This window comes from Bradyrhizobium sp. AZCC 2289, from assembly GCF_036924615.1.
Taxonomy (GTDB): Bacteria; Pseudomonadota; Alphaproteobacteria; order Rhizobiales; family Xanthobacteraceae; genus Bradyrhizobium.
Window position 1 is genome coordinate 1681878 of record NZ_JAZHRY010000001.1, and the last position, 13376, is coordinate 1695253.

General features: G+C 59.3%; 5 protein-coding genes. 1 reads left to right on the forward strand and 4 read right to left on the reverse strand.

All coding sequences use genetic code 11. The features are described 5' to 3' along the window. Positions 1–36: 36 nt before the first annotated feature. Both V1289_RS08280 and V1289_RS08285 read right to left on the reverse strand, forming a co-directional pair. Positions 37–10173, reverse strand: coding sequence for an Ig-like domain-containing protein (locus V1289_RS08280; protein ID WP_334396481.1), 10137 nt, complete (start codon positions 10171–10173; stop codon positions 37–39). Between the two features lie 51 nt (positions 10174–10224). Then, positions 10225–10518 carry a hypothetical protein gene (locus V1289_RS08285; RefSeq protein WP_334396482.1) on the reverse strand — a complete coding sequence of 98 codons (294 nt, stop codon included), beginning with the start codon at positions 10516–10518 and terminating at the stop codon, positions 10225–10227. Positions 10519–10822: 304 nt separating this feature from the next. Here V1289_RS08285 and V1289_RS08290 point away from each other — a divergent pair, with 304 nt between their 5' ends. Next, on the forward strand, positions 10823–11920 hold the full coding sequence (locus V1289_RS08290) for a helix-turn-helix transcriptional regulator (protein WP_334396483.1): 1098 nt from the start codon (positions 10823–10825) through the stop codon (positions 11918–11920). Between the two features lie 283 nt (positions 11921–12203). Here the strand turns inward: V1289_RS08290 and V1289_RS49570 are convergent, their stop codons facing one another. Together V1289_RS49570 and V1289_RS08295 are read right to left on the reverse strand one after the other, a co-directional pair. After that, positions 12204–12572: an integrase core domain-containing protein gene (locus tag V1289_RS49570; protein ID WP_442895971.1), complete on the reverse strand. Its 369-nt coding sequence runs from the start codon at positions 12570–12572 to the stop codon at positions 12204–12206. 75 nt (positions 12573–12647) lie between these two features. Further along, complete coding sequence (locus V1289_RS08295; RefSeq protein WP_334396485.1) at positions 12648–12800, reverse strand: hypothetical protein; 153 nt, start codon at positions 12798–12800, stop codon at positions 12648–12650. Between the last annotated feature and the right edge of the window lie 576 nt (positions 12801–13376).

The following is a 13376-nucleotide window of genomic DNA, read 5'->3' on the forward strand; positions in this document are numbered from 1 at the left end:
GCGCCCCGGCGTGGGGCCGATCATTCTGATATAAATTTAAGCATGGAGGAGAAAATCGGACGCGCTCAATGAAGTCACTCCGGTCAAATTGATCTGCATATCCTCATGGCCGTTGTTGATCGTCTCCGGTAATGAGCTGGCATTCGCATAGACAATGGTATTCTGGCCAATTGTGACGACGTCGATAGTGTGCGCTGCAATACTTGTGGGGGTCGTATTTGCGATGAAATTTATCGCTACGTTTTGAACCGTGCTGTTCAATCCGCTGATTGCAGAAAAGTCGAACTTGTCAGCATTGTGTGTGAAGTCGGTAATGGTATCAAACTTACCAGCCCCGGGCTGCGAATCGCTGATCGAGGTATAGACAAAGGTGTCGTTGCCGACTCCTCCAGTGAGACTGTCGCCGCCACCCCCGCCCTTGATGACGTCATTACCGCCATTGCCAATGATAATATCGTTGCCCGATCCACCGTTGAGCGTATCACCATTTGAGCTGCCAAATATCGCCAGGCTAGAGGTTCCCTTATTTCCAGCGATGTCGGTCTCGGTCACAGTGAAACTGTGAACCGCGTCAGATAATTTGGCGGTTGCGAAGCTCCAGTTGCCGCTGCTGACGGCGGCCGTTCCTATGAGCGTAGTCCCATCCAAAACTTGTACAGCGCCGCTTAGATCGGAAGTTCCAGCCAACATTACCTTTCCGCTATTACCGTTGCTGGCCTCGCTGCTTATCACGAGCACCGGCGCGTGGGTATCCAGCGTGAATGTCAACGCCGATGACGTTCCGACATTTCCCGCTGCATCGGTCTCGTTCGCCACAATCGTGTGCGAGCCGTCCACTAGGCCTGTTGGCGTAAAGCTCCACGTGCCGTTGGAATTGGCTGTAGTCGATCCGGCGATTGCGTTGCCGTCCACCGTGAAGTGAACCACCGCATTAGGATCGCTCGTGCCGGAGAGCGTGTCGTTTGATGTAATCTTGTCCGTCGATGACGAGCCAGTGTCGCTCACCAGCCCTTCCGTCACCACCGGCGCATGGGTATCGAGCGTGAATGTCAACGAGGACGTGCCGATATTGCCAGCCGCATCGGTCTCGCTAGCCACCACCGTATGCGAGCCGTCCGCCAGACCGCTCGGCGTAAAGGTCCAGGCGCCGCTGCCATTGGCTGTAGCCGTCGTAGCGCTCGCGGTGCCGTCTACTGTGAAGTGAACCACCGCGTTAGGATCGCCCGATCCACTCAAGGCGGCGTTTGAAGTGATTTTGTCCAGCGGCGATACGCCGGTATCGTTAGTTAAGCTCTCGGCCGTTAGGGGTGCCGTGGTGTCGAGCGTAAAGGTCAGACTCGCCGCCGCGCTGATATTGCCCGCCGCATCCTGCTCCTCGACCGAGACCGTATGTACGCCATCGGCGGTGCCGTTGGTGGCCAGGGTCGGGACCGTCGCCGAGAAGCTGCCGGCGTCCAGCTTGTAGAGCAGCGTGTCACCCGCGGCCGAGGCCGTATAGGTGATGGTCGGATTGCTCGTCACCGTGTCGCTCAGCGACGTCCCGGTGTCGTTGGCCAGAACCAGGCTCGGCGCCGCCGGCGCCGTGGTGTCCAGCGTAAAGGTCAGGCTGGCGGCAGCACTGATATTGCCCGCCGCATCCTGCTCTTCGACCGAGACCGTATGTACGCCATCGGCGGTGCCGTTGGTGGCCAGGGTCGGGACCGTCGACGAGAAGCTGCCGTTGTCCAGCTTGTAGAGCAGCGTGTCACCCGCGGCCGAGGCCGTATAGGTGATGGTCGGATTACTCGTCACCTTGTCGCTCGGCGACGTCCCGGTGTCGTTGGCCAGAACCAGGGTCGGCGCCGCCGGCGCCGTGGTATCGAGCGTAAAGGTCAGGCTCGCCGCCGCACTGATATTGCCCGCCGCATCCTGCTCCTCGACCGAGACCGTGTGTACGCCATCGGCGGTGCCGTTGGTGGCCAGGGTCGGGACCGTCGCCGAGAAGCTGCCGTTGTCCAGCTTGTAGAGCAGCGTGTCACCCGCGGCCGAGGCCGTATAGGTGATGGATGGATTGCTCGTCACCGTGTCGCTCGGCGACGTCCCGGTGTCGTTGGCCAGAACCAGGCTCGGCGCCGCCGGGGCCGTGGTGTCCAGCGTAAAGGTCAGGCTGGCCGCCGCGCTGACATTGCCCGCCGCATCCTGCTCCTCGACCGAGACCGTGTGTACGCCATCGGCGGTGCCGTTGGTGGCCAGGGTCGGGACCGTCGCCGAGAAGCTGCCGGCGTCCAGCTTGTAGAGCAGCGTGTCACCCGCGGCCGAGGCCGTGTAGGTGATGGTCGGATTACTCGTCACCTTGTCGCTCGGCGACGTCCCGGTGTCGTTGGCCAGAACCAGGGTCGGCGCCGCCGGCGCCGTGGTGTCGAGCGTAAAGGTCAGGCTGGCCGCCGCACTGATATTGCCCGCCGCATCCTGCTCTTCGACCGAGACCGTGTGTACGCCATCGGCGGTGCCGTTGGTGGCCAGGCTCGGGACCGCCGCCGAGAAGCTGCCGGCGTCCAGCTTGTAGAGCAGCGTGTCACCCGCGGCCGAGGCCGTATAGGTGATGGTCGGATTGCTCGTCACCTTGTCGCTCGGCGACGTCCCGGTGTCGTTGGCCAGAACCAGGCTCGGCGCCGCCGGGGCCGTGGTGTCGAGCGTAAAGGTCAGGCTGGCCGCCGCGCTGATATTGCCCGCCGCATCCATCTCCTCGGCCGAGACCGTATGTACGCCATCGGCGGTGCCGTTGGTGGCCAGGCTCGGGATCGTCGTCGAGTAGCTGCCGGCGTCCAGCTTGTAGAGCAGCGTGTCACCCGCGGCCGAGGCCGTGTAGGTGATGGTCGGATCGCTCGTCACCGTGTCGCTCGGCGAGGTTCCGGTGTCGTTGGCCAGAACCAGGGTCGGAGCCACCGGGGCCGTGGTGTCGAGCGTAAAGGTCAGACTCGCCGCCGCGCTGATATTGCCCGCCGCATCCTGCTCCTCGACCGAGACCGTATGTACGCCATCGGCGGTGCCGTTGGTGGCCAGGGTCGGGACCGTCGCCGAGAAGCTGCCGGCGTCCAGCTTGTAGAGCAGCGTGTCACCCGCGGCCGAGGCCGTATAGGTGATGGTCGGATCGCTCGTCACCTTGTCGCTCGGCGACGTCCCGGTGTCGTTGGCCAGAACCAGGGTCGGCGCCGCCGGCGCCGTGGTGTCGAGCGTAAAGGTCAGGCTCGCCGCCGCACTGACATTGCCCGCCGCATCCTGCTCCTCGACCGAGACCGTATGTACGCCATCGGCGGTGCCGTTGGTGGCCAGGGTCGGGACCGTCGCCGAGAAGCTGCCGTTGTCCAGCTTGTAGAGCAGCGTGTCACCCGCGGCCGAGGCCGTGTAGGTGATGGTCGGATCGCTCGTCACCGTGTCGCTCGGCGACGTCCCGGTGTCGTTGGCCAGAACCAGGGTCGGCGCCGCCGGCGCCGTGGTGTCCAGCGTAAAGGTCAGACTGGCCGCCGCGCTGACATTGCCCGCCGCATCCTGCTCCTCGACCGAGACCGTATGTACGCCATCGGCGGTGCCGTTGGTGGCCAGGGTCGGGACCGTCGCCGAGAAGCTGCCGTTGTCCAGCTTGTAGAGCAGCGTGTCACCCGCGGCCGAGGCCGTGTAGGCGATGGTCGGATCGCTCGTCACCGTGTCGCTCGACGAGGTTCCGGTGTCGTTGGCCAGAACCAGGCTCGGCGCCGCCGGGGCCGTGGTGTCGAGCGTAAAGGTCAGGCTGGCCGCCGCGCTGATATTGCCCGCCGCATCCATCTCCTCGGCCGAGACCGTGTGTACGCCATCGGCGGTGCCGTTGGTGGCCAGGCTCGGGATCGTCGTCGAGTAGCTGCCGTTGTCCAGCTTGTAGAGCAGCGTGTCACCCGCGGCCGAGGCCGTATAGGTGATGGTCGGATTACTCGTCACCTTGTCGCTCGGCGAGGTTCCGGTGTCGTTGGCCAGAACCAGGGTCGGCGCCGCCGGCGCCGTGGTATCGAGCGTAAAGGTCAGGCTCGCCGCCGCACTGATGTTGCCCGCCGCATCCTGCTCCTCGACCGAGACCGTGTGTACGCCATCGGCGGTGCCGTTGGTGGCCAGGGTCGGGACCGTCGCCGAGAAGCTGCCGTTGTCCAGCTTGTAGAGCAGCGTGTCACCCGCGGCCGAGGCCGTATAGGTGATGGATGGATTGCTCGTCACCGTGTCGCTCGGCGACGTCCCGGTGTCGTTCGCCAGAACCAGGCTCGGCGCCGCCGGCGCCGTGGTGTCCAGCGTAAAGGTCAGGCTGGCCGCCGCGCTGACATTGCCCGCCGCATCCTGCTCCTCGACCGAGACCGTGTGTACGCCATCGGCGGTGCCGTTGGTGGCCAGGGTCGGGACCGTCGCCGAGAAGCTGCCGGCGTCCAGCTTGTAGAGCAGCGTGTCACCCGCGGCCGAGGCCGTGTAGGTGATGGTCGGATTACTCGTCACCTTGTCGCTCGGCGACGTCCCGGTGTCGTTGGCCAGAACCAGGGTCGGCGCCGCCGGCGCCGTGGTATCGAGCGTAAAGGTCAGGCTGGCCGCCGCACTGATATTGCCCGCCGCATCCTGCTCTTCGACCGAGACCGTGTGTACGCCATCGGCGGTGCCGTTGGTGGCCAGGCTCGGGACCGTCGCCGAGAAGCTGCCGGCGTCCAGCTTGTAGAGCAGCGTGTCACCCGCGGCCGAGGCCGTGTAGGTGATGGTCGGATTGCTCGTCACCTTGTCGCTCGGCGACGTCCCGGTGTCGTTGGCCAGAACCAGGGTCGGAGCCACCGGTGCCGTTCTATCGACCGTGAAAGTCGGGCCCGCCACCGTTGGTGGTGCGTTCATAAGAACGGACACGCTGCTGCCAACTGCGTTTGCGGTTGCGATGTCAGGCCTGCCGTCGCCGTTCAGATCTCCAATAGCGACCTGTTGAGGAGTACTTCCGGTCGCGTAGCTGATTTGCGGTTGAAACGTGCCGTTGCCATTGCCGAGCAACACCGACACGGAATTCGGGCCTTGATTTGACACTATGAGATCCGGCTTGTTGTCGCCGTTCACGTCTCCGACCCTGACCGAGTTAGGCGTACTTCCCACTGCGTACGTGATCGCCGATTGGAACGTGCCGTTACCGTTGCTCAACAAGACTGAGACCGTCGATGCGTCGCCGTCAGCGGTGACGATGTCCGCCTTGCCGTCCCCGTTCAGATCAGCAATCGTAACCGAGACCGGAGAAAAACTACCAGAGCCGACGGCATATGTTGCCTGGCTCTGGAACGTGCCATTACCATTGCCTAACAATATCGAAACCGAGTGCGAAAATTCATTTGCCACGGCGAGGTCGGCAATACCGTCGCCGTTGACGTCACCGATGGCGACACCCCTCGGTACGTTTCCCGTGGCGTAGGTTGTTTGTCCCTGGAAGGTACCGTCGCCATTTCCAAGAAGGACCGACACGGTGTTCGAGCCGCTATTCGCGACTAACAGATCCGGTCTGCCATCCCCATTCAGATCTCCGAGCGCAATCGCAGTAGGATTGCTACCAGCAGCATAAATAGTCGGAACCTGGAATGTGCCATCGCCCTTACCAACGAAAACTACGACCGGTCCGCCACCGACATCCGCTAGATCGGGGATACCGTCGCCATTGATATCTCCCACCACGAGGGAGTAGACACCAAAGCCGCCAGAGCCAGAGTTGGCGTAAGTAACTGGCGCCTGAAATCCTCCGCTTCCATTTCCCAGCAGGACGGAAATCGACTGGGCCCCAGAAATATTACCCATTACAAGGTCTGCATGACCATCTCCGTTCAGGTCAGCAATCGAGACCGTGCGCGCCGCGCCATTGCTTCCAGTGCTGTAGCTGGTTTGCGGTTGGTAGCTGCCTCCAGGTAGCCCATTGCCGGCGATGTCATTGATTGCGGTGCCGGTGAGATTGAGTCCGAGCGTGCCGTCTCCCGAACCTAAATCGACGGCAACTGTGTATTGCGCACCATTGCTACCGCTGACCGGGGTCACGCTCGTTATCGACGCTCCACTCAACCCAGTCGTCACCAGACTGAAATCGCTTGAATTGACTCCCGTGACAGGCTCCGAGAACGTCAATGCGTAATGAACGGTGTTCCCATTCGTCAGTGACGGATCTGATGCTGTGAAGCTCTGCACAATCGGAGCAATGCTGTCGAGCGTAAAGGTCAGGTTTGCCGCAGTACTGACATTGCCCGCCGCATCCTGCTCTTCGACCGAGACCGTGTGTACACCATCGGCAGTGCCGTTGGTGGCCAGGGTCGGGACCGTCGCCGAGAAGCTGCCGGCGTCCAGCTTGTAGAGCAGCATGTCACCCGCGGCCGAGGCCGTATAGGTGACGGTCGGATTGCTCGTCACCTTGTCGCTCGGCGACGTTCCGGTGTCGTTTGCCAGAACCAGGGTCGGCGCCGCCGGTGCGGTGGTGTCGATCGTTGCCGCATAACTGGCTGAAACAATACTGCTGTTCCCGGCCACATCTATTTGCGCAGCCGTGAACTGGTAAGTATTTCCGTTTACAAGCGTATTATTGTCGATCTTGGTCCAGTTGCCGCTGCCATCGGCCGTGGTCGTGCCGATCGAGGTGCCGTTCTGATAGACGGTCACGCTGCTGTTGGCCTCCGCGCTGCCGGTGATGGTGAGCGATGTGTCATTGGTCAGATGGTCTCCCACCGTTCCGCTGTCAGTCGAAAATCCTGTGATAATGGGAGCGGCGACCGTGGTGTCGATCGTCGCGGCGTAGCTTGAAGAGGCAACGCTGCTGTTGCCGGCCACGTCCGTTTGCGTCGCGGTGAACTGGTAGGTCGTGCCGTTAACTAGGACGTTGGCATCGGCCTTGGTCCAGTTGCCAACGCTATCGGCTGTCGTCGTGCCAATAGAGGTGCCATTCTGATAGACGGTGACGGTGCTGTTGGCCTCGGCGGTACCATTGACGGTAAGCGATGTGGCGCTGGTAATGTGGTCGCCGGCCACCCCGCTGTCGGGGGTGAAGCCAACGATCACAGGAGCGAGCGCCGTTTTGTCGACAGTCAGTGTTCGCGTGGCATTGTGGGTGGAATCGCCCGCCGCATCGGAGACGTCGGTGGTGATTTGATATTTTTGTCCGTCAACCAACGCAGCGACGTCGATCTGCGGCACCGTGACCGACCAGGCATTCGCGGTAACAGTCGCGGCGTAGTTGTGGCCGTTCAAGCCGAGTGTCAGTTGACGGCCATCCTCCACGCCGAATGTTGTTCCCGTGATAATCAGCGCAGATTGCGCTTCTAACGCGTTGAGAATGCCATCGCCTGCGGCGATGTTGACATTAATTTGCACAGGCGCCGAGTAAGTTATTCCGGAGGCATCCTTGATGGTTTCGACCGATCCGCCGGCGAAGATGGCGGCACGCTGTCCGGCGGTGAAGGTGAAGCCCTGGCCTACAAGAGTATCGTTACCCGGACCGCCGATGACCTCCAGCCCCAGGCTGGCATTGTTTACCGTGAAGGTCGTGCCCGTAGAGTTGGTGCTGGCGATGGTGAGGGCGCCGCTGAAGCCGGGGTGGGTAAGGTCCAGCGTCGCAGCGGCGGTTTGTATTTTGTCGGAAGGGTAATAGCTATTTATTTGATAGAGGGAATTAAGGACGCTCTGATTGACGTCAACCGTTTCATTTGTAGTTTGTAAATTTAAGTAGAGGTACGGGTCTGAATTATTGTTTATCGATATTGTTGTAAGGTCAAACTCGGCGTTAGCTTTATTCAAGTTGACATACGTCTGATAGCTTCCATAGATCGTCGACAGGTTTATAGAGTCGCCGGCGTGCAATTGCGACGGATCCGTAACATAGATGTAAGCTCCTCGAGTTGCATTCAACACGGCATTGCCCGTCCCCAGGTAAACCGCATCCGAATAAAGATTATTAAGGGTCGCGTTCCCCGTCGATAAATAATAGGCATCGCTGCCATTGCTGTTGACCGTCACCGTGCCGCTGGCCAGATAAACCGTCTCGCCAGTCGCCAACGTGTTGACCGTCAGATTGACGCCGTTGCGCAACGTCAAATTCGCGCTGCCCGAAACGTCCACTTCCTCGAAGTTGACGAACTGCGCCAGCGTCGACAGGTCGAACGTGCCGCCCCCCGTCAGCAGCAGCGTGTCATATCCGCCACCGCCATCCAGGCTGTCCGTCGCGTTCAATGTCGTGGAGGTCGCCGACACGATTGAATCGGCAGCCGCGCCAAGAATCGTATCTGGACCAGCGGTTAGAGGAACAATCACAGGCGCCGAGTAAGTTATTCCGGAGGCATCCTTGATGGTTTCGACCGATCCGCCGGCGAAGATGGCGGCACGCTGTCCGGCGGTGAAGGTGAAGCCCTGGCCTACAAGAGTATCGTTACCCGGACCGCCGATGACCTCCAGCCCCAGGCTGGCATTGTTTACCGTGAAGGTCGTGCCCGTAGAGTTGGTGCTGGCGATGGTGAGGGCGCCGCTGAAGCCGGGGTGGGTAAGGTCCAGCGTCGCAGCGGCGGTTTGTATTTTGTCGGAAGGGTAATAGCTATTTATTTGATAGAGGGAATTAAGGACGCTCTGATTGACGTCAACCGTTTCATTTGTAGTTTGTAAATTTAAGTAGAGGTACGGGTCTGAATTATTGTTTATCGATATTGTTGTAAGGTCAAACTCGGCGTTAGCTTTATTCAAGTTGACATACGTCTGATAGCTTCCATAGATCGTCGACAGGTTTATAGAGTCGCCGGCGTGCAATTGCGACGGATCCGTAACATAGATGTAAGCTCCTCGAGTTGCATTCAACACGGCATTGCCCGTCCCCAGGTAAACCGCATCCGAATAAAGATTATTAAGGGTCGCGTTCCCCGTCGATAAATAATAGGCATCGCTGCCATTGCTGTTGACCGTCACCGTGCCGCTGGCCAGATAAACCGTCTCGCCAGTCGCCAACGTGTTGACCGTCAGATTGACGCCGTTGCGCAACGTCAAATTCGCGCTGCCCGAAACGTCCACTTCCTCGAAGTTGACGAACTGCGCCAGCGTCGACAGGTCGAACGTGCCGCCCCCCGTCAGCAGCAGCGTGTCATATCCGCCACCGCCATCCAGGCTGTCCGTCGCGTTCAATGTCGTGGAGGTCGCCGACACGATTGAATCGGCAGCCGCGCCAAGAATCGTATCTGGACCAGCGGTTAGAGGAACAATCACAGGCGCCGAGTAAGTTATTCCGGAGGCATCCTTGATGGTTTCGACCGATCCGCCGGCGAAGATGGCGGCACGCTGTCCGGCGGTGAAGGTGAAGCCCTGGCCTACAAGAGTATCGTTACCCGGACCGCCGATGACCTCCAGCCCCAGGCTGGCATTGTTTACCGTGAAGGTCGTGCCCGTAGAGTTGGTGCTGGCGATGGTGAGGGCGCCGCTGAAGCCGGGGTGGGTAAGGTCCAGCGTCGCAGCGGCGGTTTGTATTTTGTCGGAAGGGTAATAGCTATTTATTTGATAGAGGGAATTAAGGACGCTCTGATTGACGTCAACCGTTTCATTTGTAGTTTGTAAATTTAAGTAGAGGTACGGGTCTGAATTATTGTTTATCGATATTGTTGTAAGGTCAAACTCGGCGTTAGCTTTATTCAAGTTGACATACGTCTGATAGCTTCCATAGATCGTCGACAGGTTTATAGAGTCGCCGGCGTGCAATTGCGACGGATCCGTAACATAGATGTAAGCTCCTCGAGTTGCATTCAACACGGCATTGCCCGTCCCCAGGTAAACCGCATCCGAATAAAGATTATTAAGGGTCGCGTTCCCCGTCGATAAATAATAGGCATCGCTGCCATTGCTGTTGACCGTCACCGTGCCGCTGGCCAGATAAACCGTCTCGCCAGTCGCCAACGTGTTGACCGTCAGATTGACGCCGTTGCGCAACGTCAAATTCGCGCTGCCCGAAACGTCCACTTCCTCGAAGTTGACGAACTGCGCCAGCGTCGACAGGTCGAACGTGCCGCCCCCCGTCAGCAGCAGCGTGTCATATCCGCCACCGCCATCCAGGCTGTCCGTCGCGTTCAATGTCGTGGAGGTCGCCGAAAACGTATCGTCCCCGGACGTTCCTGTTAAAATGTCGGAATTCGACGTCAGAGAATATGAAGTCATTGAAAACTCCTTGCAAAAAATCGGCGCACGGACTGCAACATCAAGGCTATCTTAGGTTTCAACGAGCTTCGGCGGCGAGGAAATTGCCGGCGACTTTATCGTAGTGGTCCGGGACCCATTGGGTGGTTCTGTTCTGCCCTCTTGAAAGTGGTCGGCGGTCACCGCCAGCGTCGCATTCGCATCGCCAAGCGTCAGCAGATTGGCGGAAACCGTCACCGTCTCCGTCCTGCTGCCGGCAATCGTCGCGTTGCTCGTGCCGTCCGGAACCACTCCGCCAGACCAGTCCGCTGCCGTACCCCAGGTCCCGCTCGTCCCGTCAATCCAGTTGTAGGTAATTACGGTCATCAGACTGCCCCCGTTTTAATTTCTCCGGTAGCAAATGCTGGGAGACCCTCGTTAGAGGATCCCGCGCGGATTCGATCCCTGCGCGATCTTCCACGCTCACAATTCGAGTCACCCATATCCTTGGCTTAAAAAACTGCCCAAAACCCCGCAAAAATACGGAAAGTCGTTGAGATGTTTACGTAAAATTAATTCAGGGTCTTGACCCATTTGGGTGAGGTAACCTACCATTTGGTATTACCCACTCGCTTTGGGGGCCGGGACACTGAGTTCAGTTTCCTCGGTCGGAAGTGTTGGGGACGAAGCCGTGCCGGACTGGAATCTTGAACCCATCGAGCGGGATTTTGCCGACGCAGCCCTCAATCCCGCCTCGTGGGTGAAGGCTCTGGATACCGCAACCGCGCTCACTGAGAGTTTCGGAGCCCTTCTTTTCCCCATCAAAGGCGGCCTGATTCCGAACATCCCGTTCACAGAACGGATGAGTGAATCGGCCGACACGTATTTTCGGCAAAGTTGGTATCTGCGGGATGAGCGCTATCGCGGCATCAACATCATCATGCAACGAGGCGTCTTTGACGATCTCGATATTTCAAGCCCTGATCGAATAAAACGCGATCCGTATTACCAGGAGTTCCTGGCCCCGCACGGTTTGCGGTGGTTTGCCGGCGTCGGGGTTGGTTGCGGGGATGACTTGTGGTGTTTGTCTCTCCAGCGCACGATCGAGCAAGGCCCATTCTCGGAAACAGAAAAACGTCAACTTGCGCTGTTGTCGAGCCGTCTTTCGGCAACTGCCGCACTTGCTCGTGCCATGGGGTGCGCTACAACGAATGGAGCACTTGACGCATTTGAAGTCAGCGGTACCGCCGTGGTGTTGATCAATCGGATGGGCGAAGCCTTCAAGGCCAATCCCTCCGCAGAGCGGCTTCTGAACGGGGATGTCCGGATCACGAAAAGGAAATTGGTCGCGAAGGACAGGGGTCCCACCAACGCATTGGACCGCGCCCTTCATGATTTGTTGTGGCGACGTATTGGCGGCGGCCTTTCTCCGCCGGTGCCGCTACCCCGGACGGGTCGGAGACCTCTGTTTGCGTATCCCGTAAAACTTGCAAGCATGACTGCCAATGCCCTCGGGGATTGCCAGGCCATTGTTATTTTAATTGACCCAGACGATGTCTCGCGGCCACCGCAGGCTGCGCTACAGGCAGCCTTCGGATTGAGCGAGGCCGAAGCTCGGCTCGCGGCGCGACTGGCTTCGGGCGAAGCGCTCGAAACGGTTACAGAGCAGTTCGGCATCGCCAAGGAAACCGGGCGAAGTCAACTCAAGAGTATTTTCGCAAAGACGGGCGTGCATCGGCAAGCCGAACTCGTGGCGCTTCTTGCACCGCTCTTGGGATGGATCAAATAAGAATTTTTAGCGAAGCCGACAACGCCCCCGGGCTACCCAGGTCAACATTTCGTCGTGAACTGTTGGAGAGTCAAAACGTCCTGCGTACCATCTCGCTAACCAGCTCAAAGGGGCCTCATCGCAAAGCTCGGGATCCATCACCGGGCCGAATTCGCGACGTTTTTGCCGCTATTGAAGAATGTTGGTGATGCTCCATAGCTGCTCCTCGCTCCAAGTCCGGCTAACCGAGGGCCCGCAATGATCGATGACCTTGAGTTGGTAAATCGAATTTACGAGGCCGCCTTCATCCCCGAAATGTGGCCAGCTGTATTGGGTGACCTCTCAAGAATAGCAATCTGCTACGGTGGAACGCTGCTTTCGATGGACTGTGTGTGCCGAAAACGTAAGCTCGGGCGTAGTGGTGATGAAGTCCGCCCAGGATGGCGTGTGATGTGATGCTTCCGATTCGCTGAATTTTGCGAGCGACCGGCGCATCCTTCTCCAATGATCGATGGGTTCTGACGCTATTATAGTCGGCGTACGATTTCAGGACCCGACGCAAATGCATCTCGATGTGGTCCACACATTCACGGCGGATCGATCCGATCAGCCGTTCGACAAACCCATTCTGCCACTGCGAGGCTGGTGCGGTAGGCTTGTCCCGGATGCCCATGGCGCGCAATCGGCGCGTGACGACGCTGCAATAGATGCGGTCGCAATCGGGGATGAGGTAGTGCGGAGCCTCGTCCTAAGGAAATGCTTCCGTTATTTGACGCGCAACCCGTTCAGCCGCGGGATTTGCTGTGACGTTGATCCAGATGAGCTCTCTGCGGCCGAGCCGGACGATGACGAAAGCATAGAGCAGGTCGAAACCGATGGTCGGAACAACGAATAGGTCCATCGCGGCAATGTCCGGCGCGTGGCTGCGCAAGAAGGTCCACCATCCCTGGCTGGACGGCCTCGCCGTTTGACCATGTACTTGGCGACGCTCGACTGCGCGACCTCAAACCCGAGCTTGAGCAGTTCGCCGTGAATGCGTGGCGCACCCCAAAGCGGATTCTCCATGCTCCTTCGCCAGATCAACGCGCGCAGCTCCGTGTCGATCTGCGGTCGCCCTCCCCGTGGGCGCGACTTCCAACGCCAGTAGCAGCGAAATCCGGCCCTATGCCAACGCACGAGGGTCTCGGGCGGGATGATTGTGAGAACCTGCAGGATTGACGGAAACCAGCGATACAGCTGAATAAAGAACCAGCGATCATGGTTCGTGAGCCGGACGCGACCATGCAGCCTGCGCCTCAAGACAATTAACTGATGTCGAAGCACGGCGTTCTCAGCTTCAAGCCGCAACTTCGACTTGAATGGCGAGGCCAGGACGGCCAGAACGAAATAGAGCAGCCCAATCATTCCGCCAGCTTAGGCGATTCCATCGCTTCATCAACTCGGATCAGGTTTTCGGTACACACAAGAGGCAGGCCGG